This window comes from Streptomyces sp. NPDC037054 (assembly GCF_055606745.1).
Genome location: NZ_JBVJSJ010000005.1, coordinates 117,876 through 143,354 on the forward strand (window position 1 = coordinate 117,876; position 25,479 = coordinate 143,354).

3 protein-coding genes and 1 pseudogene are annotated in these 25,479 nt (G+C 75.2%); 3 read left to right on the plus strand and 1 reads right to left on the minus strand.

Translation table 11 applies throughout. The annotated features are described in order from the left end of the window. The first annotated feature begins 168 nt into the window (after positions 1-168). The 3 genes and pseudogenes from ACZ7D7_RS14060 to ACZ7D7_RS14070 all read left to right on the plus strand — a co-directional run bounded on the left by ACZ7D7_RS14060 (position 169) and on the right by ACZ7D7_RS14070 (position 23,924). A complete protein-coding gene (locus ACZ7D7_RS14060) occupies positions 169-13,881 on the plus strand; it encodes a type I polyketide synthase (RefSeq protein ID WP_470824405.1) in 13,713 nt (4,570 codons plus the stop codon). 137 nt (positions 13,882-14,018) lie between these two features. After that, a pseudogene (locus ACZ7D7_RS14065) lies at positions 14,019-17,333 on the plus strand (type I polyketide synthase); the annotation flags it as partial. An 87-nt stretch (positions 17,334-17,420) separates the two neighbouring features. Continuing rightward, positions 17,421-23,924 carry a thioester reductase domain-containing protein gene (locus ACZ7D7_RS14070; RefSeq protein ID WP_470824406.1) on the plus strand — a complete coding sequence of 2,168 codons (6,504 nt, stop codon included), beginning with the start codon at positions 17,421-17,423 and terminating at the stop codon, positions 23,922-23,924. A gap of 84 nt (positions 23,925-24,008) precedes the next feature. On the opposite strand, the gene ACZ7D7_RS14075 is transcribed toward ACZ7D7_RS14070, so the two are convergent. After that, on the minus strand, positions 24,009-25,157 hold the full coding sequence (locus ACZ7D7_RS14075; protein ID WP_470824408.1) for an acyl-CoA dehydrogenase family protein: 1,149 nt from the start codon (positions 25,155-25,157) through the stop codon (positions 24,009-24,011). Positions 25,158-25,479 lie beyond the last annotated feature (322 nt).

The following is a 25,479-nucleotide window of genomic DNA, read 5'->3' on the forward strand; positions in this document are numbered from 1 at the left end:
TCTGCGGGCCGCTCATCGGGCGGTAATCAAGTGATCTCGCATCGCGGAATTACCCGATCGAGATTTCCTGCTGAGGGGCGGGAGAGAATGCCCGGCCTACGATCGGCCCCAGGTTTCGGCACCAGATCGGAAGTCTCGGTAATTCGGCCGGAAAGGCAGTCGGGCACGATGACGAATCAGCGGAACGTGGAAACAGCCGTGCCGGGTGGCGGCGAGGGCGAGGCGATAGCGGTCGTCGGCCTGTCCTGCCGCCTGCCGGGCGCGGACGGGCCCGAGGCGTTCTGGGAGCTGCTGCGCACCGGCTCGGACGTCATCACCCCGGTCCCCGCGGGCCGTTGGCGCTCCGCGATCGGCGAGGACACCCCCGAGGGCACCGTCCCCGGGATGCGCCGCGGCGGCTTCCTCGACCGGATCGACACCTTCGACGCCGCGTTCTTCGGCATCGCGCCGCGCGAGGCCGTCACCATGGACCCGCAGCAGCGGCTGGTGCTGGAACTCGCCTGGGAGGCACTGGAGCACGCCGGTATCGTGCCCGCCGCCCTGCGCGGCAGCCGCACCGCCGTGTTCGTCGGCACTCTGCGCGACGACTACGCGGCCCTGCTCTACCAGCACGGCGCCGCCGCGGTCACCCAGCACACCATGGCCGGTGTCAACCGGGGCGTCATCGCCAACCGGGTCTCCTACCACCTCGGCCTGAACGGCCCGAGCCTCACCGTCGACTCCGCCCAGTCGTCGTCCCTGGTCGCCGTGCACCTCGCCTGCGAGTCGCTGCGCTCCGGCGAGTCCGACGCGGCGATCGTCGCCGGTGTCAACCTGAACATCCTCGCCGAGGGCGCCGTCACCGAGGAGCGCTTCGGCGGCCTGTCGCCGGACGGCACGACCTACACCTTCGACGCCCGCGCCAACGGGTTCGTCCGCGGCGAGGGCGGCGCCGCCGTCGTCCTCAAGCCGCTGTCCCGCGCACTCGCCGACGGCGACACCGTGCTCGGCGTGATCCGCAGCAGCGCCGTGAACAACGACGGCGCCACACCCGGCCTCACCGTCCCCGGCCAGGACTCGCAGGAGCGGGTGCTGCGCGAGGCGTACGAGCGGGCCGGCATCGACCCCGCCACCGTGCAGTACGTCGAACTCCACGGCACCGGCACCCCGGTCGGCGACCCCATCGAGGCCGCCGCGCTCGGCGCGGTGCTCGGCGCCGCCCGCACCGGCGACCGGCCGCTGCACGTCGGCTCCGTCAAGACCAACGTCGGCCACCTGGAGGGCGCGGCCGGCATCACGGGCCTGGTGAAGACCGTGCTCGCGCTCTCGCACCGCGAGCTGCCCCCGAGCCTGAACTTCGGCACCGAGAACCCGGCCATCCCGCTCGCCGAGCTGGGCCTGCGGGTGCAGCGCGAGCTGACCGGCTGGCCCGCGCCCGACCAGCCGCTGATCGCGGGCGTCTCCTCCTTCGGCATGGGCGGCACCAACGCCCACGTGGTGCTGGAGGAGGCGCCGGACACGCCCGCGGCGTCCGGTGCCCGGCAGGAGGACGGCGTCCCGGAGCGGGACGGAACCTTGGTGGGCGGCGCCGCCCTGCTGCCCTGGGTCGTCAGCGCCCGCGGCGAGAACGCGCTGCGCGCGCAGGCCGGCCGGCTGCGCGAGTTCGCCGCCGACCGCGACGCGGACGCCACCGACCTCGGCTTCTCCCTCGCCGCCACCCGCACCGTGTTCACCCACCGCGCCGTCGTCCTCGCCGACGACCGGGACGGCATGCTGACCGGGCTGGACGCGCTGGCCGCCGACACGCCCGCCCGGAACGTCGTCACCGGCGCCGCCGGCCCCGGCCGCACCGCCCTGCTGTTCACCGGGCAGGGCGCGCAGCGCATCGCCATGGGCCGCGAACTGCGCGCCGCCTTCCCGGCGTTCGCCGCCGCCTTCGACGAGGTGTGCGCGCACTTCGCACCGCTGCTGGACCGCCCGCTCGCCGAGGTCGTCGACTCCGGCGAGGGCCTGGACGACACCGGCTACACCCAGCCCGCGCTGTTCGCCGTCGAGGTGGCCCTGCACCGGCTGGTGGCCGGCTGGGGCGTGCGCGCCGACCTGGTCGCCGGGCACTCCATCGGCGAGATCGCCGCCGCGCACATCGCCGGGGTGTTCTCCCTGGAGGACGCCGCCAAGCTGGTCGCCGCGCGCGGCCGGCTCATGCAGGCGCTGCCCGCGGGCGGCGCCATGGTCGCGGTCCAGGCCGCCGAGGCCGAGGTGCTGCCGCTGCTCGCGGGCCTGGAGGACGAGGTCGCGGTCGCCGCTGTCAACGGGCCCCGCTCGGTGGTGATCTCCGGCGCCGCCGAGCAGGTCGCCCGGATCGCGGACCGGCTCGCCGCCGACGGCCGCCGCACCCGCCGGCTGACCGTCTCGCACGCCTTCCACTCGCCGCTGATGGCGCCCATGCTCGACGAGTTCCGTCGCTTCGCCGAACAGCTGACCTTCCACGAGCCGCGCGTCGCCGCCGTCTCCACCGTCACCGGCCGCCCCGTCGCCCCCGGCGAGTGGAGCTCGCCCGGCTACTGGGTCGAGCAGGTACGCCGCCCCGTGCGGTTCCTGGACGCCGTGCGGGCGCTGGAGTCCGCGGGCGCCACCACCCTGCTGGAGCTGGGCCCCGACGCCGTCTGCGCCACGATGGCCGCCGACTGCCTCCAGGGCACCGACGCCGTCGCGCCGATCGCCGCGCTGCGCTCCGGCCGGCCCGAGCCGCGCACCCTGCTCACCGCGCTGGCCCAGGCCTTCACCCGCGGCACCGACGTGGACTGGGCCGCCGTCCACGCCCAGGCGGGCGGCCGACGCGTCCCGCTGCCCACCTACGCCTTCCAGCGGGAGCGCCACTGGATCGGCGGCCCCGCGCGTGCCGCCGCCGTGTTGCCGCAGACCGCCGAGCAGCCGGCCCCCGCCGCCGGCACCGACACCACCGCCGTCGTCCTCGACAGCGTCGCGGCCGTCCTGGAGTACGGCCCGGACCGCCGCGTCGAGCTGCACACCACGTTCAAGGACCTCGGCCTGGACTCGCTGATGTCGGTCGAGCTGCGCGACGCGCTGTCCGCCGCCACCGGCCTGCGCCTGCCCGGCGGCCTCCTCTTCGACCACCCGACCCCCGCCGCCCTGATCGCCCACCTCGACTCCCGGCTCGCCGAGACCGGCGCCGCCGAGGCGGACGACGTCACCGCCCCGGCCGCCGGCGCGGACGAGCCCATCGCGATCGTCGGCATGGCCTGCCGCTACCCGGGCGGCGTCGGCTCGCCGGAGGACCTGTGGCGGCTGCTCGCCGAGGGCGGCGACGCCATATCCGGCTTCCCCGTCGACCGCGGCTGGGACCCCGGCCTCTACGACAACGACCCGGCCGCCGGCGGCCACAGCACCGTCCGCGACGGCGGCTTCCTGCACGACGCCGCCCTGTTCGACAACGAGTTCTTCGGCATCTCGCTGCGTGAGGCCCTGGCCATGGACCCGCAGCAGCGCCTGCTGCTGGAGACCGCGTGGGAGGCCGTCGAGCGGGCCGGCCTGGACGCCGCCGCGCTCAAGGGCACCCGAACCGGCGTGTTCGTCGGCGCGACCGCCCTGGAGTACGGGCCGCGCATGCACGATGCCCCGGAAAGCGTCGAGGGCCACGTGCTGACCGGCACCACGCCGAGCGTGCTGTCCGGCCGGATCGCCTACCAGCTCGGTCTGGTCGGCCCGGCCGTCACCGTCGACACCGCCTGCTCCTCCTCCCTGGTCGCCCTGCACCTGGCCGTGCGCTCACTGCGCTCGGGAGAGACCACCCTCGCCATCGTGGGCGGCGCGACCGTGATGTCCTCGCCGGGCATGTTCGTGGAGTTCTCCCGCCTGCGGGGCCTGGCCCCCGACGGCCGCTCCAAGTCCTTCGCCGCCGCCGCCGACGGCACCTCCTGGTCGGAGGGCGTCGGACTGCTCGTGGTGGAGCGGTTGTCGGACGCGCGGCGCAACGGGCACCGCGTCCTCGCCGTGGTCCGTGGCAGCGCGGTGAATCAGGACGGTGCGAGCAACGGTCTGACCGCGCCGAACGGTCCTTCGCAGGAGCGGGTGATCCGGCAGGCGCTGGCCGATGCGCGGCTGGCGCCGGCGGACGTGGACGCGGTCGAGGCGCACGGCACGGGTACGCGGCTCGGCGACCCGATCGAGGCCCAGGCGCTGCTGGCGACTTACGGGCAGGAGCGTGAACAGCCGCTGTACCTGGGGTCGTTGAAGTCGAACATCGGGCACGCGCAGGCCGCCGCCGGTGTCGGCGGTGTCATCAAGATGGTGCAGGCGATGCGCAACGACCTGCTGCCGCGCACCCTGCACGTCGACGAGCCCTCGCCGCACGTCGACTGGACCGCCGGCGCGGTCGAACTGCTCACCGAGGAACGTCCGTGGACGCGCGGCGACCGGCCGCGCCGGGCCGCCGTCTCGTCGTTCGGCATCAGCGGCACCAACGCCCACGTCATCATCGAGGAAGCGGACCCCGAGCCCACGGCACCGGCCACCACCGAGCCCCCCGCCGCCGACGCGGGCGAGGCTCCCGCCGGCCCGTGGCTTCTCTCCGCGCACAGCCCCGAGGCACTGCGCGCCCAGGCGGCCCGCCTGCGCGAGTCCATCACCGGCGCCGACCCCGCCGACATCGGCTGGTCCCTCGCCGCCACCCGGACCGCCCTGCCGGAGCGCGCCGTCCTGACCGGCGCGACCCCGGACGCGCTGACCGCCGCCCTCGCCACCCTGGCCGACGGCGGCAGCACGCCGGACGTGGTCACCGGCAGCGCCGCCGGAGCGGGCCGCACCGCGTTCCTCTTCACCGGCCAGGGCGCCCAGCGCCTCGGCATGGGCCGCGAACTGCACGCGTCCTCACCGGTGTTCGCCGCCGCCCTGGACGCGGTGTTCACCGCGATCGACCCACACCTCGACCGCCCGCTGCGCGAGGTGATGTTCGCCGCCGAGGGCAGCCCCGAGGCGGAACCGCTGCACCGCACCGCCTACACGCAGCCCGCCCTGTTCGCCGTGGAGACCGCCCTGTTCCGGCTCGCCGAGCACCACGGGACGGTGCCCGACCTGCTGGCCGGGCATTCGATCGGCGAGGTCACCGCCGCGCACGTGGCCGGGGTGCTCACCCTGGAGGACGCCGCGAAGCTGGTCGCCGCGCGCGGCCGGCTGATGCAGTCCGCGCGGCCCGGCGGCGCCATGGTCGCCATCGAGGCCGAAGAGGCGGAACTCGCCCCGGAGCTGGCGGAACTGACCGGCCGGCTCGCCCTCGCCGCCGTCAACGGCCCCACCTCCGTGGTGGTCTCCGGCGACGAGGACGCCGCCGCGGAACTCGCCGCGCGCTGGGAGGCCCGCGGCCGGCGGACCCGCAGGCTCCAGGTGAGCCACGCCTTCCACTCGCCGCACATGGACGACGTCCTCGACGAGTTCCGCGCGGTCGCCGCCGGCCTCGCCCTCCGCCCGCCGCGCATCCCGGTCGTCTCCACGGTCACCGGCGACGTGGCCACCGCCGAGCAGCTCACCTCACCGGACTACTGGGCCGAGCAGATCCGCCGCCCCGTCCGCTTCCTCGACGCGGTGCGCACCCTCGCCCGGCACGGCGTGAACGTCTTCGCCGAGGCCGGTCCCGACCCGGTCCTGACCTCCCTCACCCGCGCCGCGCTCGGCGACACCGTGACCGCTGTCCCGCTGATGCGGACCGGACGGCCCGAAGCGGACGCGTTCACCGGCGGGCTCGCCCTCGCCTGGGCGCACGGCGCGCCCCTGGACGCCACCACCTTCCACCCCGGCGGCCGCCGCGTCGACCTGCCCACCTACGCCTTCCAGCGCAGCCGCTACTGGCTCGCCCCGGACAGCCCCACCGACGCCCGCGGCCTCGGCCTGGACCCCGCCGACCACCCGCTGCTGCACACCGCGGTGGACGTCGCGGGCCAGGACGACCTGCTCCTGACCGGCCGGCTCTCCACGGACACCCACCCCTGGCTCGCCGACCACGCCATCGGCGGCACCGTCCTGGTGCCCGCCACCGCCTTCCTCGAACTCGCCCTCGCGGCGGGCGGGCGCCTCGGCGCCGACCGGGTCGACGAGCTGACCCTGGAGGCCCCGCTGGTGCTGCCCGAGCACACCCCGGTGCGCGTCCAGGTCGCTGTCGGAGGCCCGGACCCCTCCGGCGCCCGCACCTTCGGCGTGTACGCCCGCCCCGACGCCGGGTCCGGCGAACCGGAGACCTGGACCCGGCACGCCTCCGGCGTCCTCGGCGCCGGCCCGGCCGGCGCCGCCCCCGCCGGCGTACCGGCCGAGTGGCCGCCCGCGCACTCCACCGCCGAACCGCTGGACGGCGTCTACGACCGGCTGGCCCGCCTCGGCTACGGCTACGGACCCGTCTTCCAGGGGCTGACCGCGCTGTGGCGGTCCGGCGACGAGCTGTACGCCGAGGTCGCGCTGCCCGCCGACCAGCACGCCGGCGCCGACCGGTACGCCCTGCACCCGGCGCTGTTCGACGCGCTGCTGCACCCGCTGGTCCTGCACGCCGCCGGCACGGAGAGCGGCGCCGACTCCATCCGGCTGCCCTTCGCCTGGTCCGGCCTCACCCTGCACGCGGGCGGCGCCACCACGCTCCGCGTGCGCATCACCCCCGCCGGCGCCGACGGCTACGCCCTCACCGCCGCCGATCCGGCCGGCGCGCCCGTGCTCTCCCTGGAGCGGCTGACCCTGCGGCCCATCGCCCGCGACCAGCTTGCCGCTGCCATCACCCGCCCGACCGACGCGCTTCACGACATCGAGTGGCAGCCGGTCACCGTGCCCGACGCACCGGACCTCACTCTCGCGGAGGCGGCGGACGGCGAACTCCCCGAGGCCGACGCCCTGGTGGTACGCCCCGACCTGCTCGCGACCGAGCCCGGCGCGAACCGCGCCGCTGCCGCGCGCCGCACGGCGAGCGCCTTCCTCGGCCTCGTCCAGCGCTTCCTCGCCGACCCCCGACACGAGAACACGCGGCTCGTCGTCGTCACCCGCGGCGCGGTCGCCGCGGCACCCGGCGAGGACATCCGGTCCCTGGCCGCCGCCCCCGTGTGGGGCCTCGCCCGCACGATCCAGTCGGAGCACCCGGACCGCATCGTGCTCGTCGACACCGACGCGGACACCGACGCAGGCACCGACGGCGTACGCGCCTGCGGACCGGGCCACGACGCCCCGCTGCTGCGTGCCGCCCTCGCGGCCGGAGAGCCGCAACTGGCGGTGCGCGACGGCTCGTTCCTCGCCCCGCGGCTCGTCCGGGCGGCGGCCGGCGGACAGCTGCCCGACCGGCTCGCCGACGGAGCGGTGCTGATCACCGGTGGCACCGGCGGACTCGGCGCCCTCTTCGCCCGGCACCTGGTGACCGAGCACGGGGTGCGCGAGCTGGTGCTGGTCAGCCGGCGCGGTCCGCAGGCGCCGGGCGCCGCCGGACTGTCCGACGAGCTGCGTGCACTGGGCACCGAGGTGGCGGTCGAGGCGTGCGACGTCGCCGATCGCGCCCAGCTCGCCGAGCTGATCGACCGTGTCGGCCCGCGGCTGACCGGAGTCGTCCACACCGCCGGCGTCCTCGACGACGCCACCGTGGAGAGCCTGACGGACGAACAGCTGGAGCGGGTCCTGCGGCCCAAGGCCGACGCCGCCTGGCACCTGCACGACCTCACCCGCGACCTGGACCTCGCCGCATTCGTGGTGTTCTCCTCCGTCTCCGGTCTGCTCGGCACCGCCGGCCAGGCCAACTACGCCGCCGCCAACGCCTTCCTGGACGCCCTCGCCGCCCACCGCCGCGCCCACGGCCTGGCCGCGCTGTCGCTCGCCTGGGGACTGTGGGACGCCACGCACGGCATGGGCGGCACCCTCGGCGAGGCCGACCTGGCCCGCTGGAGCCGGGCCGGCATCCGGCCGCTCACCCCGGAGCAGGGCCTCGCCCTGTTCGACGCGGCGCTCGCGGGCGGCCGGGCCCTGCGCGTGCCCGCCGCCTTCGACCTGGCCGCCCTGCGCGCCGCCGGCACCGAACCCGCCGCCCTGCTGCGGGCCCTGGTCCGCACCCGGCCCCGGCGCGCCGCCGCCGCGGCCTCGGCGGGCGGCGGCTCCGACTGGTCGACGCGCACCGCCGCGCTGCCCGAGGACGAGCGCCGCGAGACCGTCCTCGACCTGGTGCGCGGAACGGTCGCCGGCGTCCTCGGACACTCCGACCCGCGGCGCCTGGACCCGCAGCGGGCCTTCAAGGAGATCGGCTTCGACTCGCTCGCCGGGGTGGAGCTGCGCAACCGCCTGAACGCGGCCACCGGGCTGCGGCTGCCCGCCACCGTGGTCTTCGACCACCCGTCCCCGCAGGCCGTCGCCGAATACCTGCTGTCCCGGCTGACCGGCGTCGCCGCCGCCGTCCCGGCCCGCCCGGCCCGGCGGGCCGCGGCCGACGAACCGATCGCCATCGTCGGCATGGCCTGCCGCTATCCCGGTGGCATCGGCTCGCCGGAGGACCTGTGGCGGCTGGTCGCCGAGGGCCGGGACGCCATCAGCACCTTCCCGGAGAACCGCGGCTGGGACCTGGAGACCCTCTACGACCCGGACCCCGAGCGCACCGGCACCTCGTACGTCCGCCACGGCGGCTTCCTGCACGAGGCCGACCTCTTCGACCGCGAGTTCTTCGGCATCTCCCCGCGCGAGGCGACCGCGATGGACCCGCAGCACCGGCTGCTGCTGGAGACCGCGTGGGAGACCTTCGAGAGCGCCGGCCTCGACCCCGCCGGCCTGCGCGGCTCCCGCACCGGCGTGTTCGCCGGCGCCATGTACGACGACTACGTCTCCCGGCTCGCGGCGAGCCCCGAGGAGTACGAGGGCTTCCTGCTCGCCGGCAACCTGTCCAGCGTCGTCTCCGGCCGGCTGTCGTACACCTACGGCTTCGAGGGTCCCGCCGTCACCGTCGACACCGCCTGCTCGTCCTCCCTGGTCGCCTTGCACCTGGCGGCGAACGCCCTGCGCAACGGCGAGTGCGACCTCGCCCTCGCCGGCGGTGTGACCGTCATGGCCGGACCGCACGTCTTCATCGAGTTCTCCCGCCAGCGCGGCCTGGCCCCCGACGGGCGCTCCAAGTCCTTCGCCGCCGGCGCGGACGGCACCGGCTGGTCGGAAGGCGTCGGCCTGCTCCTCGTCGAGCGGCTGTCCGACGCCCGCCGCAACGGCCACCAGGTGCTTGCGGTACTGCGCGGCAGCGCCGTCAACCAGGACGGCGCGAGCAACGGCCTCACCGCCCCGAACGGCCCCTCCCAGGAGCGGGTCATCCAGCAGGCCCTGCACAGCGCGGGCCTCGCCCCGGCGGACGTGGACGTCGTCGAGGCGCACGGCACCGGCACCCGGCTCGGCGACCCGATCGAGGCCCAGGCACTGCTGGCCACCTACGGCCAGGAGCGCGGGGAGCCGCTGTACCTCGGCTCGCTGAAGTCGAACATCGGGCACTCCCAGGCCGCCGCCGGCGTCGGCGGTGTCATCAAGATGATCCAGGCGATGCGCAACGACCTGCTGCCGCGCACCCTGCACGTGGACGAGCCCACACCGATGGTCGACTGGGAGGCGGGCGCCGTCGAACTGCTCACCGAGGAGCGGCAGTGGCCGCGCGGCGAGCGCCCGCGCCGGGCCGCCGTCTCGTCGTTCGGCATCAGCGGCACCAACGCCCACGTCATCATCGAGGAGCCGGACGGCCCCGCCCCCGCGGGCGAGCCGCAGGCCCCCGGGACCGCGCCCTACCTGCTCTCCGCGCACCTCCCGGACGCCCTGCGTGCCCAGGCGGCACGGCTGCACGAGCACGTCACCGCGCACCCCGAGGTGCCCCTCGCCGACCTCGGCCACTCCCTGGCCACCACCCGCGCCCTGCACGACCGGCGGGCCGTCGTCGTCGCCGCCGACCGCGGCGAACTGCTCGACGGACTCGCCGCCCTGGCGCGCGGCGAGAGCGGCCCGAACGCGCTGACCGTCCCCTCCGGACGGCCGGGCAAGACCGCCGTGCTGCTCACCGGGCAGGGCTCCCAGCGCCTCGGCATGGGCCGCGAACTGTACGCGTCCTCAACCGTGTTCGCCGCCGCGTTCGACGAGATCTGCGGCCACCTCGACCGCACGCTGGTCCGGCCGCTGAAGACCGTGCTGTTCGCCCCCGAGGACTCCGCCGACTCCGCGCTGCTCGACCAGACCGCGTTCACCCAGGTCGCGCTGTTCGCCGTGGAGACCGCGCTGTACCGGCTCGCCGAGCACCACGGCATCACCGCCGACCACCTGCTCGGCCACTCCATCGGCGAGGTCACCGCCGCCCACCTGGCCGGGGTGCTGGACCTCGCGGACGCCGCGGTCCTCGTCGCCGAACGCGGCCGACTGATGCAGACGGCCCGCGAAGGCGGTGCCATGGCCGCCGTCGAGGCCACCGAGGAGGAGGTGCGCGAGCTCCTCGCGCCGTACGCCGGCCGGGTGTCCGTCGCCGCCGTCAACGGGCCCCGCGCCACGGTGATCTCCGGGGACGCCGACGCCGTCGACGCCCTCGCGGAGGAGTTCCGCGCCCGCGGCAGCCGCACCAAGCGCCTCCCCGTCAGCCACGCCTTCCACTCGCCGCACATGGAAGAGGTGCTGGACGAGTTCCGCGCCGTCGCGGCCGGACTCACCTTCCACGCCCCGCGCATCCCGGTCGTCTCCAACGTCACCGGCGAGTTCGCCACCCCCGAGCAGCTCGCCTCACCCGAGTACTGGGCGCGGCACATCCGGGAGGCCGTCCGCTTCTATGACGGCGTACGGCTGCTGGAGGAGCACGGCGTCACCGAATGGCTGGAACTCGGCCCGGACGGCGTGCTGACCGCCCTGGTCCAGCAGTCGCTCACCGCCGAGGCGGGCACCGTCACCGCCGCGCTGCGCCGCGGCCGGCCCGAGCACCGCACCTTCACCACGGCACTCGGCCTGCTCGCCGCGCGCGGCGTCCGGCCGCGCTGGGACACCGTGTTCCCCGGCGCACGGCGCACCGCACTGCCCGGCTACGCCTTCCAACGGCAGCGGTACTGGCTCGACGCGCCCGCCACCGTCGGCGACGCCGCCGGGTTCGGGCTGGCCGCCGCCGACCACCCGCTGCTCGGCGCCGGGGTGTCCCTCGCCGACCGCGACGAGCACGTCTACACCGGACGCCTCTCCCGCCACACCCACGCCTGGCTGACCGACCACGCCGTCGCCGGCAGCGTCCTGGTGCCCGGCACGGGCCTGCTGGAGATGGCCCTCGCCGCCGGCGAGCGCACCGGCACCCCGGCCGTCGGCGACCTCACCCTCGCCACCCCGCTGACACTGCCCGAACGCGGCGCGGTACGGCTCCAGGTGACGGTGGGCGCAGCCGACGCCGACGGCAACCGGCCGGTGCGGATCCACTCCCGGCCCGAGGACGGACCGGCGGACGACTGGACCCTGCACGCCCACGGCACGCTGCACCCCCAGGACACCCCCGCCCCGGCCGCCACGCTCGCCGCCTGGCCGCCGCCCGGCGCCGCCGAGACCGACCTGACCGGCGCCTACGACCGGCTCGCGGCCCAGAGCTACGCCTACGGGCCCGCCTTCCGCAACCTGCGCCGCGTCTGGACGGCGGGCACCGACCTCTACGCCGAGGTGGCGCTCGACGCGGACCAGCACCGGCACGCCGCCCGGTTCACCGTCCACCCGGCGCTCCTTGACGCCGCCCTGCACACCCTGCTGCCAGGCGTCGCCCGGGAGGGCGGACAGCCGCTGCTGCCCTTCTCCTGGTCCGGCGTCACCGTGCACGCCACCGGCGCCTCGGCGCTGCGGGTGCGGCTCGCCGTCACCGGCACCGACTCCCCGGTCGCCGCGCTGACCGTCGCCGACGAGACGGGCATCCCGCTCGTCACCGTCGACGACCTCACGCTGCGCCCGCTGTCCGCCGAGGCCCTGTCCGCCGCGTCCGCGCAGCCCGACGGCCTGCTCCGGGTCGACTGGACACCGCTGACCGGCGACGCGCCGGAAGCGACCACCGATGGATGGGCCGTGGTCGGCGAGCCGGGCTCCGCCGCCCTGGGCCTGACCGGCGCCACCGCGTACCCGGACCTCGCCGCGCTGCGCGGCGCGCTGGACGCGGGCACACCGGCGCCCGCCGTGCTGGTCCTGCCGTGCACCGGCGAAACGGCCGACGAACTGCCGGAGGCCGCGCGCGCGGCGCTGCGGAGCGCGCTGACGGACGTCCAGGCCTGGCTCGCGGACGACCGGCTCACCGCCACCCGCCTCCTCGCGGTGACCCGCGGCGCCGTCGCGACCGCGCCCGGCGAGGACGTGACCGACCTGGCGCACGCCCCGCTGTGGGGTCTGCTGCGCTCGGCGCAGTCCGAACACCCCGGCCGCGTCCAGCTGCTGGACGCCGGCCCCGACACCGACCCCGCCGGACTCGGCGCCGCGCTGGCCCGCGTGGCCGCCGGCGGCGAACCGCAGAGCGCGCTGCGCGGAACGGACCTCCTGGTGCCCCGGCTGGCCCGGGTCCGCCGCTCCGAGGAGCCGCTGCCGCGCTGGGACCGGGGCGCGGTCCTGGTAACCGGCGCCACCGGCACCCTGGGCGCCGTCCTGGCCCGGCACCTGGTGACCGAGCACGGGGTGCGCGAGCTGGTGCTGGTCAGCCGGCGCGGTCCGCAGGCGCCGGGCGCCGCCGGACTGTCCGACGAGCTGCGTGCACTGGGCGCCGAGGTGGCGGTCGAGGCGTGCGACGTCGCCGACCGGGCCCAGCTCGCCGAGCTGATCGACCGCGTCGGCCCGCGGCTGACCGGCGTCATCCACACTGCCGGCGTCCTCGACGACGCCACCCTCGAAGGCCTGACCGGGGAGCGGCTGGACGCCGTGCTGCGGCCCAAGGCGGACGCCGCCTGGCACCTGCACGACCTCACCCGCCACCTCGGCCTCGACGCCTTCGTGCTCTACTCCTCGATCGCGGGCCTCCTCGGCACTGCCGGCCAGGCCAACTACGCCGCCGGCAACACCTTCCTGGACGCCCTCGCCGCCCACCGCCGCGCCCACGGCCTGCCCGCGCTGTCCCTCGCCTGGGGCCTGTGGGACCAGTCCAGCACCATCACCGGGCACCTCGCCGACACCGACCTGCGCCGCCTCGCCCGCTCCGGGCTGCTGCCGCTGGCCACCGACGACGCCATGGCCCTCCTCGACGCCGCGCCCGCGGCGGGCGAGAGCGTACTCGGCGTCACCCGGCTGGATCTGCGCGCGCTGCGCGACCGGGCCGCCGACGAGATCCCGGCGGTGCTGCGCGGACTCGTACGCACCCGGGTCAGGAAGCCCGCCGCGTCCGCCGCGTCCGCCGGGCCCGCCGCGGACGGCGGTCCCACGCTCGCCGACCGGCTCGCGCCGCTGTCCGCCGCCGAACGCGACCGGCTCCTCACCGACCTGGTGCGGGCCCGCGTGGCCGCCGTGCTCGGCCACTCCGACCACGCGGCGATCGACGCCGACCGCCCGGTGCAGGAACTCGGCTTCGACTCGCTGACCGCCGTCGAACTGCGCAACCGGCTGGGTGCCGAGACCGGCCTGCGCCTGCCCGCCAGCCTGGTCTTCGACCATCCGACGCCCAGGGCCGTGGCCGGCTACCTGGCCGGGCAGCTGGCGGTCGAGGAGACCACACCCGACGAGCCGGTGCTGACCGAACTGGCCAGGCTGCGGACCGTCATCGAGTCCGTCGCCGGAGACCGCGACGCCCACGACCGGATCACCGCGCGGCTGCGGGAACTCCTCGCCGCCGCCGACACGGCGGCCCAGGTTTCCGCTCCCGCCGACAGCGGCGACGACGACCTGGACTCGGCCACCGACGAGGAACTGTTCGCCCTCGTCGACGAGTTCGACTGAGCCGGCCGCCGACGAGCCCTCGGGTGCGCGGGGCGCCACATCGCACCCCGCGCATCCGAGGACCCCAGGAACCCGAGGCACACCACCCCACGACACCCGGGAGTTGACAGACCATGGCGGGCGAGGACAAGCTCCGCGACTATCTCAAGAAGGCCGTCGCCGACGCCCGCGAGGCGCGCCGGCAGCTGCGAGAGATCGAGGAACGGCGCCACGAGCCGATCGCGATCGTCGGCATGGCCTGCCGCTACCCGGGCGGGATCGGCTCGCCGGAGGACCTGTGGCGGCTGGTCGTCGACGGCACGGACGCGGTCACCGCGTTCCCGGAGAACCGCGGCTGGGACCTGGAGAGCCTCTACGACCCGGACCCCGACCGCACCGGCACCTCGTACGGCCGCGAGGGCGGCTTCCTGCACGACGCCGACCGGTTCGACCCGGAGTTCTTCGGCATGTCCCCGCGCGAAGCGGTGGCCATCGACCCCCAGCAGCGCCTGTTGCTGGAGACGGCTTGGGAGGGCTTCGAGGACGCGGGCATCGACCCCACCGCCCTGCGCGGCTCCCGCACCGGTGTGTTCACCGGCCTCATGTACAGCGACTACGGCTCCCGGCCGCACCTGCCGCCGGAGGACTTCGAGGGCTACCTGTTCAGCGGCAGCGCGGGCAGCATCGCCGCCGGCCGGCTGTCGTACACGTACGGCTTCGAGGGGCCGGCCGTCTCCGTCGACACCGCCTGCTCGTCCTCCCTGGTCGCCCTGCACCTGGCGGCGAACGCGCTGCGCAACGGCGAGTGCGACCTGGCGGTGGCCGGCGGCGTCACCGTGATGTCCACGCCGGTCGCGTTCGTGGAGTTCTCCCGCCTGCGGGGCCTGGCCCCCGACGGCCGCTGCAAGTCCTTCGGCGCGGGCGCGGACGGCGTCGGCTGGTCGGAGGGCGTCGGACTGCTGGTGGTGGAGCGGTTGTCGGACGCCCGCCGCAACGGGCACCGCGTCCTCGCCGTGGTCCGTGGCAGCGCGGTGAATCAGGACGGTGCGAGCAACGGTCTGACCGCGCCGAACGGTCCTTCGCAGGAGCGGGTGATCCGGCAGGCGCTGGCCGACGCGCGGCTGGCGCCGGCGGACGTGGACGCGGTCGAGGCGCACGGCACGGGTACGCGGCTCGGCGACCCGATCGAGGCCCAGGCGCTGCTTGCCACCTATGGCCAGAACCGTGAAGGCCCGCTGTACCTGGGGTCGTTGAAGTCGAACATCGGGCACGCGCAGGCCGCCGCCGGTGTCGGCGGTGTCATCAAGATGGTGCAGGCGATGCGCAACGACCTGCTGCCGCGCACCCTGCACGTCGACGAGCCCTCGCCGCACGTCGACTGGACGGCCGGCGCGGTCGAACTGCTCACCGAGGAGCGGCAGTGGACGCGCGGCGACCGGCCGCGCCGGGCCGCCGTCTCGTCGTTCGGCTTCGGCGGCACCAACGCCCACGTCATCATCGAGGAGGCGCCCGCCCCGGCCGCCGAGGACGCCGACGGCACCGAGCCCGTGCCGGCGCCCGTCCGGGTCCCCGTCCTGCCGTGGCTGCTGTCCGGCCGTACGCCCCAGGCCGTCACCGCGCAGGCGGAGCGGCTGCTCGACCACGTCGAGCGGCACCCCGGCCTGGACCCGAAGGACGTGGCGTACACCCTCGCCACCGCCCGTGCCGCCCTCGACCACCGCGCGGTGGCCGTCGGCGGCGACCGCGAGGCCCTCCTCGCCGACCTGCGCACCCTCGACACCTCCACGGCCTCCGACGCCTCCCTGGGTTTCGTGTTTTCGGGTCAGGGTGCGCAGCGGGTGGGGATGGGGCGTGAGCTGGCTGTTTCGTATCCGGTGTTCGCTGCCGCGTTGGACGAGGTGTGCGGGGTGCTGGATCCGTTGTTGGGTGGGTCGTTGCGTGAGGTGATGTGGGAGGAGGCCGGGTCGGGGCGTTTGGATCGGACGGGGTGGACGCAGCCTGCGTTGTTCGCGTTCGAGGTGGCGTTGTTCCGGCTGGTGGAGTCGTGGGGTGTGGTTCCGTCGGTGGTGGCGGGTCATTCGGTGGGGGAGTTGGCGGCGGCGCATGTGTCGGGTGTGCTGTCGTTGGTGGACGCGTGCCGGGTGGTGGCTGCTCGTGCGGGGTTGATGGAGGTGCTGCCGGAGGGTGGCGTGATGGTGGCGGTGGAGGCGTCGGAGGCGGAGGTCGTGCCGTTGCTGGCGGGTCGTGAGGCGGTGGTCGGGATCGCCGCCGTCAACGGGCCGGCGGCGGTGGTTGTCTCGGGTGACGAGGCTGCGGTGGAGGACGTCGTCGCGCACTTCGTGGCGTGGGGCCGGCGGGTGCGGCGGCTGCTGGTGTCGCACGCGTTCCACTCGCCGCGTATGGAGGGGATGCTGGAGGAGTTCCGCACGGTCCTCAAGGAGGTCGAGTTCGGGGTTCCGCGCATTCCGGTGGTGTCGACGCTGACCGGTCGTCCGGCATCCGGTGACGATCTGCGTGACGCGGACTACTGGGTGCGGCAGGTGCGCGAGGCCGTCCGCTACGCCGACGCGGTCACCGCCATGGAGGAACAGGGCGTCCGCACCTACGTCGAGATCGGCCCCGGCGGGGCGCTGGCCGCGCTCGCCGCGCAGTCCGTCCGCGACGCCGACGCCACCGTCGCCACGGCCTCCGTCCGCACCGGCACCCCCGAACCGCAGTCGCTGGTCCGTGCCCTCGGCCTGCTGCACGCCCGTGGCACGCGCGTGGACTGGGAGACGTTCTTCGCCGGGTCCGGCGCCCGGCGCGTCGCCCTGCCCACCTACGCCTTCCAGCACCGCCGCTACTGGCTGGACCAGCTCCCGCCCGCCGACGGCGACCCGGCCCGGCAGCCCGTCCAGCGGACGGCGGAACCGGAGGCGGCGGAGCCCGAGGTGGTGCCGCTGCCCGAGCGGCTCGCCGAACTGGCGGTCGCCCAGCGCGAACAGTACGTGCTCCAGATCGTCACCAACCTCGTCGCGACCGTCCTCAAGCACGGCGACCCGTCCGGCATCGTCCCCGACCGGCCCTTCCAGGAGCTCGGGTTCGACTCCCTCACCGGCGTCGAACTCCGCAACCGGCTGGCCAAGGCGACCGGTCTGACCCTGCCCGCCACCGTGGTCTTCGACCACCCCAACCCGGGCGCCCTCGCCGCCTTCGTGCTGAACGCGGCCGGCCTCGCGCCCGACGCGCCGTCCCGCGCCGTACGGGACGGGCTGGACCGGCTGGAGGCCTCGCTCGACGCGCTGCCCGCCGACGGTGAGGCCCGCGCCGAGGCCGAGGCCCGGCTGCGCGGGCTGCTGGAGCGGCTGTCCGGCGGCACGCCCGCCGCCGACCCGGCGTCCGGCGACCCGGCCGTGCCGGAGCTGATCGCGTCCGCCTCCGCCGACGAGATCTTCGACTTCATCGACACCCAGCTCGGCCGGGCGGCGGACTGACCCGGTGCGGGGCCGCCCGCCGTGGGCGGCCCCGCACCGCCGTCGCACCTGTCCTGGCCCGGCGTTCAAGGAGAGGCTTTCCCTCGCATGTCCGCACAGCAGCCCGCCCAGCCCGCCCCGTCCGCGCAGACCAAGGAACAGAAGCTCGTCGACTACCTGAAGTGGGTGACCGCGGACCTGCAGAAGGCACGCGAGCGCATCGCCGAACTGGAGTCCGCCGCCGAGGAGCCCATCGCCATCATCGGCATGGCCTGCCGGTTCCCGGGCGGTGTGAGCAGCCCCGACGACCTGTGGCGCCTGGTCGCCGACGGCCGGGACGCGATCAGTCCGTTCCCCGCTGACCGCGGCTGGGACCTGGACGCCCTGTACAGCCCCGACGCGGACGACCTCGGGACCTCGTACACCCGGGAGGCCGGGTTCCTCGACGGGGCCGCGCTCTTCGACGCCGACTTCTTCGGGATCTCCCCGCGGGAGGCGCTGGCGATGGACCCCCAGCAGCGGGTGCTGCTGGAGACCGCCTGGGAGGCCCTGGAGGACGCCGGCATCGACCCGGCCTCGCTGCGCGGCTCGCGCACCGGTGTGTTCGCCGGCGTGGTCGAGCAGAGCTACCTCGGTCTGGAGGGCCCCGCCGAGCTGGAGGGCTACCTGATGACCGGGAAGCTCAGCAGCGTCGCCTCCGGCCGGATCGCCTACGCCCTCGGCCTGGAGGGGCCCGCGCTGTCCGTCGACACCGCCTGCTCCTCCTCCCTGGTCGCCCTGCACCTGGCCGTCGAGTCCGTCCGCACCGGCGAGTCCGCGCTCGCCCTGGCCGGCGGTGCCACCATCACCGCCACACCGGGCGGCTTCGTCGACTTCAGCCGCCAGCGGGGCCTGGCCCCCGACGGCCGGATCAAGTCCTTCGCCGCCGCCGCCGACGGCACCTCCTGGTCGGAGGGCGTCGGTCTGCTGGTGGTGGAGCGGTTGTCGGACGCGCGGCGCAACGGGCACCGCGTCCTCGCCGTGGTCCGTGGCAGCGCGGTGAATCAGGACGGTGCGAGCAACGGTCTGACCGCGCCGAACGGTCCTTCGCAGGAGCGGGTGATCCGGCAGGCGCTGGCCGACGCGCGGCTGGCGCCGGCGGACGTGGACGCGGTCGAGGCGCACGGCACGGGTACGCGGCTCGGCGACCCGATCGAGGCCCAGGCGCTGCTTGCCACCTATGGCCAGAACCGTGAAGACCCGCTGTACCTCGGCTCGTTGAAGTCGAACATCGGCCACACCGTTGCCGCCGCCGGCGTCGGCGGCGTGATCAAGATGGTGCAGGCGATGCGGCACGGGCTGCTGCCCCGCACCCTGCACGTGGACGAGCCGACGCCGATGGTCGACTGGGAGGCGGGCGCCGTCGAACTGCTCACCGAGCAGCGGCGGTGGCCCGACCGGGGCCGGCCGCGCCGGGCGGCGGTCTCCGCGTTCGGCGTCAGCGGCACCAACGCCCACGTCATCCTCGAAGCGCCCGAGGACGAGCCGGCCGCCCCGGACGAGCCGGGAACGCCGCCGCCCGCCGTGCCGTGGTTCGTCTCCGCCCGCGACGAACAGGCTCTCGCCGCCCAGGCGGAACGGCTGCTCGACCACCTGTCCGAAAACCCCGCTCTGACCGCCGCCGACCTCGGCTACTCCCTGGCGACCACCCGCACCCTGCACGACCACCGGATCGCCCTGACCGGCACCGGCCGCGACGAACTGGAGGCCGCCCTGCGGGAGCTGGCCGCCGACCCGTCCCGCGCGGCCGGCTCACCCGCGCCGACCACCAGCGCCCTGGGTTTCGTGTTTTCGGGTCAGGGTGCGCAGCGGGTGGGGATGGGGCGTGAGCTGGCTGTTTCGTATCCGGTGTTCGCTGCCGCGTTGGACGAGGTGTGCGGGGTGCTGGATCCGTTGTTGGATGGGTCGTTGCGTGAGGTGATGTGGGAGGAGGCCGGGTCGGGGCGTTTGGATCGGACGGGGTGGACGCAGCCTGCGTTGTTCGCGTTCGAGGTGGCGTTGTTCCGGCTGGTGGAGTCGTGGGGTGTGGTTCCGTCGGTGGTGGCGGGTCATTCGGTGGGGGAGTTGGCGGCGGCGCATGTGTCGGGTGTGCTGTCGTTGGTGGACGCGTGCCGGGTGGTGGCCGCTCGTGCGGGGTTGATGGAGGTGCTGCCGGAGGGTGGCGTGATGGTGGCGGTGGAGGCGTCGGAGGCGGAGGTCGTGCCGTTGCTGGCGGGTCGTGAGGCGGTGGTCGGGATCGCCGCCGTCAACGGGCCGGCGGCGGTGGTTGTCTCGGGTGACGAGGCTGCGGTGGAGGACGTCGTCGCGCACTTCGTGGCGTGGGGCCGGCGGGTGCGGCGGCTGCTGGTGTCGCACGCGTTCCACTCGCCGCGTATGGAGGGGATGCTGGAGGAGTTCCGCATGGTCCTCAAGGAGGTCGAGTTCGGGGTTCCGCGCATTCCGGTGGTGTCGACGCTGACCGGTCGTCCGGCATCCGGTGACGATCTGCGTGACGCGGACTACTGGGTGCGGCAGGTGCGCGAGGCCGTCCGCTACGCCGACGCGGTCACCGCCATGGAGGAACAGGGCGTCCGCACCTACGTCGAGATCGGCCCCGACGGCGTCCTGACCGCCCTCAACCGGGGCGTTCTCGCCGACCGCACCGGCACCCGGGCCCTCGCCCTGCAACGGCGCGACCGGCCCGAGCCGGCCGGCCTGGTCGGCGGGCTGGCCGAACTGCACCTCACCGGCGCCCGCGTCGACTGGGAGGCGTTCTTCGCCGGGTCCGGCGCCCGGCGCGTCGCCCTGCCCACCTACGCCTTCCAGCACCGCAGGTACTGGGTCGACGCCTCCGCCGCCTCGGCCGACGCGGGCGGCCTCGGTCTCGACCGGGCCGACCACCCGCTGCTGGGCACCGCCCTGACCCTCGGCGACAGCGACGAGACCGTGTTCACCGGCAGCCTGTCGGCCCGCAGCCACCCCTCGCTCGCCGCGCGCACGGTGGCCGGCGAGGCCGTCGTGACCGGTGCGGCCCTCGCGGAACTCGCCGTCCGCGCGGGTGACGAGAGCGGTGCCACCGTGCTGGAGGAACTGGCCCTCGACGAACCCCTCGTCCTGCCCGGTGAGGGCGCGCTGCGTCTCCAGATCCGGGTGGGCGCGGCCGACACCGACGGCCGGCGTGCCGTCACCGTGCACACCCGGACCGGCGACCCCGGCGCGACCTGGGCCCGCAACGCCCGCGGAGTCCTCGGCACCACCCCGCCCGCCGCGCCCGCCGCGGAAGACCCGGCCCCGTGGCCCCCGGCCGGCGCCACCGCCGTCGACCCGGACGACCACTACGCCCGGCTCACCGCCGCCGGTGTGTCGTACGGCCCGCGCCTGCGCGCTCTGACCGGGCTGTGGCAGCAGGACGGGGCGTACTTCGCGGAGCTGCGGCTCGACGACGAACTCGCCGAGCAGGCAGAAGGGTTCGGCATCCACCCCGCCCTCCTCGACGCCGCCCTCCAACCCGTGCTCGGCCCGCTCGGCGCGGCCGTCCGCTGGCAGGGCGTGCGGCTGCACGCGACCGGCGCCCGCGAATTGCGCGTGCGCCTCGTCCCGCGCCTCGACACCGACGACACCTACGCCCTGCACCTCGCCGACCCGTCCGGCGCCCCCGTCGCCGAGGCCGACGCCGTCACCCTGGGAGCCCATGACCCGGCGGCGCTGAGCGCCGCGCGGACCCGCGACCACGACGCGCTGTTCCGGCTCGCCTGGACGCCCCGCCCGCTCGCGCCCGCCACGCTGCACTGGGCGGAACTCGCCGCGGACGGCGGCGAGCCGGACCCGCGGGCCGCCGCCGTCGCCGGCACGCCGGTCGACGCCGTGCGCGTCCGCCTCACCACGCCGCCCGGCACCACACCGCCGCACGCCGTGCACGCCACGGTCGGCCGCGCCCTGGAACTGGCCCGGGCATGGCTCGCCGAGGACGCCCTCACCGGCGTTCCGCTGGTCGTGGTGACCAGCGGCGCGGTGTCCGCCGCCGACGGCGAGGATGTCCACGACCTCGGCGCCGCCGCCGCGTGGGGTCTGCTGCGCTCGGCGCAGTCCGAGGCGCCCGGCCGGATCGTCCTCGCCGACGTCCCCGACCCGGAGGCGCCCGGCCTGGAAGCCGTGCTGTCCGCGCTGGTCGCCTCGGGCGAACCGCAGGCGGCCGTCCGGGAGGACGGCGACGGCCCCGCGGCCGGTCCGCGCGTGCTCGTGCCCCGGCTGGAGCGGGCCCCGCGGGTGGACCAGGCCGGCGGCGACCCGGTCTGGGACCCGGACGGCACCGTCCTCATCACCGGTGGCACCGGCTCCCTGGGCGGGCTCTTCGCCCGCCACCTGGTCACCCGGCACGGAGTGCGGCACCTGCTGCTGGTCAGCCGACGCGGCGGCGAGGCCCCCGGCGCGGACCGGCTGCGGGCCGAACTGACCGGTCTCGGCGCCTCGGTGACCGTTGCCGGCTGCGACGTCTCCGACCCGGACGCCCTTGCCGCGCTGCTGGCCGCCGTCCCCGCCGAGCACCCGCTGCGCGGCGTCGTGCACACCGCGGGCGTGCTGGACGACGGGGTGATCGGCGCGCAGACCGCCGAGCGGCTCGCCGCGGTGCTGCGCCCCAAGGTCGACGCGGCCTGGCACCTGCACGAACTGACCCGCGACCTCGGGCTGACGGCGTTCGTGACCTTCTCGTCCGTCGCCTCCGTCGTCGGCGGCCCCGGCCAGTCGACGTACGCCGCCGCCAACCTGTTCCTCGACGCGCTGGCCCGGCACCGGGCGGCGCGGGGCCTCGCCGCCACCTCCATCTCCTGGGGCCTGTGGGCCCAGGCCTCCGAACTGACCGGAAACCTCACCGAGACCGACCTCAAGCGGATCGCCCGCAGCGGTTTCCTCCCGGTCGCCACCGAACAGGGGCCGGGTCTGTTCGACCTGGCCCTGCGGCTCGGGCCCGACCCGGTGGCCACCCCGCTCGACCTCGGCGCCTTGCGGGAACAGCCGCGGACCCCGGCCGTGCTGGGCGCCCTGGTGCGGACGCCGCGCCGGGCCACCGCCCACAGCCGGGCCGAGGACGGCTCCTCGCTCGCCGACCGGCTCGCCGCCCTCGACGACGAAGAGGCCCGGTACGCCGCCGTCCTGGAGGCGCTGACCACCGAGATCGCCCGCATCCTGGGCCGCTCGGGCGCGGACGGCATCACTCCCGACCGCTCCTTCCCGCAGCTCGGCCTCGACTCGCTGACCTCCGTGGAACTGCGCAACCGGGTGTCCCGGCTCACCGGACTGACCCTGCCCGCCACCGTCGTCTTCGACCATCCGACCCCGCGGGACCTGGCCGGCCACCTGCTCGCCGAGCTGGCACCCGGCGCCGACGGCACAGCGCCCGACCCCGCGGCCGACACCGTCGACTACGCGGCCGACATCACCCTGCCCGACGACATCCGGCCCGCCGCCGAGGTCGTCCGCACCGTCACCGACCCGGACGAGATCCTGCTCACCGGCGCCAGCGGCTTCCTCGGCGCATTCCTGCTGCGCGACCTGATGCGCACCACCACCGCCCGGATCCACTGTCTGGTCCGCGGCACCGACGAGCGCACCGCACGCGAACGGCTGCGCTCCGGCCTCCAGTGGTACCGCGTCTGGGACGACATCGACGAGGACCGGCTCCACGTGCTCGTCGGAGACCTCGCCGAGGAACGGCTCGGGCTGACCGAGGCACGCTTCGACGAACTGGCCCGCACGGTCGACGTCGTCTACCACGCCGGCGCCTCCGTGCACTGGCTCCAGCCCTACCAGGCGCTGCGCACCGCCAACGTCGGCGGCACCCGCGAAGTGCTGCGGCTGGCCGCCCGCCACCGCACGGTCCCCGTCCACCACGTCTCCACGGTCGGGGTGTTCGACGGTCCGGTCACCCCGGGCGTGCCGCTGAAGGTCACTGACCCGACCGGCCCCGCCGAGGTGCTGCCCAGCGGCTACCTGCGCAGCAAGTGGGTCGCCGAACAGGTCGTCGAGCTGGCCCGCGACAGGGGCCTGCCCGTCACCGTCTACCGGGTGGACGTGATCTCCGGCGACCGGGACAACGGCGCCTGCCAGACCCGCGACTTCGTCTGGCTCGGCCTCAAGGGCCTGCTCCAGGCGGGCCTGGTGCCCGCCGGCACCGGCGGCCGCTTCCACCTGCTGCCGGTGGACTACGTCAGCGCCGCCATCCTCGGCATCTCCACCCGGCCGGAGGGCGCCGGCGGCACCTACCACCTGTTCAACCGCAGCTCGCTCAGCCTCACCGACTGCGTCACCTACCTGCGCCGCCTCGGGTACCGGCTCGAAGAGACCGACGCCGACCGGTGGCGCGAGGCGGTGCGCGCCGACCGGGACAACGCGCTCCAGCCCCTGCTGCACGCGTTCGAGATGATGACGTCCGACACCGACGCCTTCTACCCGGCCCTCGACACCGGGGAGACGGAGGCGGCTCTGGACGGCACCGGGATCAGCTGCCCGCCGCTGACGGAGGAACTCTTCGCCACGTACGTGGAGTTCTTCGTCCAGGAGGGCCACTTCCCGCCCGCGCCGGCCAAGGCCGACTGACCGATCCGACGCGAACGGGCCGCCGGCCGCCGCTCCGCACCGGGAGCGGCGGCCGGCGGCCCGCGCCGTTCGGGAGCCGGGGGCTCAGAGGATGTACGAGCCCGGGTCGAGCCCCATCAGGACGCGGCCCTGCATCTCCAGGTTGGGCAGCGGATGCGCCAGGGCGTGCTGGGTGAAGCCCAGGATGTCCCGGTGGTAACGCTGGATGGGCACGCTGCGCTTGAGGACCGAGGCACCGCTGAGCGAGTACAGCAGCTGGACGGCCTCCTTCGCCAGGTCGCCGGCGAACGCGGTCCGCCCGCGGACCTGGGCCTTCTCCGCGTCGGTGGGCTGCTCCCCGGCATCGGCGCGCTCCTGGAGCAGCGCGATCACCCGGTCGGTCAGCGCCGCGCCGGCCTCGATCCGGTTGGCCGCGGCCGCCACCTGCTGCTGGACCAGCGGGTGCTGGCGCTGGTCGTCCCAGTCGGTGTAGGTGATACCGCGTCCCGGCAGCCGCTCGAAGAACAGCTCCAGGGCACCACGCGCGAGGCCGAGGGCCATGCTCGCGTACAGCGACATGATGAACGAGACGGCGCCGTACCCGCGTCCCGAGACCTGCTGGTTCCACCGCTCACCGGTGTCCCCGGTCAGCGAGGCGTCGTAGCCGATGAGCCGGTGGGCGGGCACGAAGACGTCCGTGGCGACCGCGGTAGCGCTCCCCGTACCGCTGCCGGCCGAGACGTCCCAGTCGTCGATGATCGACAGCTCCGCCAGCGGCACGAGGGCGAAGAACTCCTCCTCGGTCCCGTCCGGCCGCTCCAGCACCGCGCCGAGCACGTCCCAGTCGGCGGCATGGCAGCCGGAGTTGTAGCTCCAGCGCCCACTGAGCCGGTAGCCGCCCTCGACCGGGGTCAGCCGGCCGGTCGTCGCGAAGCCCAGCGACACCCGCACCGAGCCCCCGTCGAAGACCTCCTTCTGCGCCTCGTCCGGGTACAGGCCGGCGATCAGCGCCCCGGTGAGCCACACCGTCATGTTCCAGCCGGTGGCCGGACAGGCCCCGGCGATCTCACCCACCACGTCCGCCTGCCGCGCGAGCGGAAGGTCCAGACCGCCGAACCGTTCGGGCACGGCCATGCGGAACACTCCGGCCCGGTCCAGGAGCCTCAGCGTCTCCCGTGGCACCCGCCCCTGCTCCTCCGCCTCGATGCCGTGTTCCCGGATCACGGGTACGGCCTCGCGGACTGCATCCGACACCCCGGCCGAATCCTGAATAGACACTCGTTCCTCCGAACCTGGTACGCCCGAAAAGGCAAGACGGGCATTCCGTCGGAAGGTAACGAGCCGTTTTCCCTGGTGGATCACCATGCGGTCATCGGCGGGTAATCCTCCGGCCATCGGAAACGAAAGTTGGCTGGATTCCCGGGGGATTCCGGCCCACCACTGGTGCCTTCTTCTCCCCAGGTGGGGCATGGGGCACGCTGAGATCGACGCGTGCTGAATTCACCCCGTTTCTGCGATGAATTTTCCGAGGTGCCGTGATGGCTGCTGTGAAGGTGGATTCGTTCTCGGAACAATC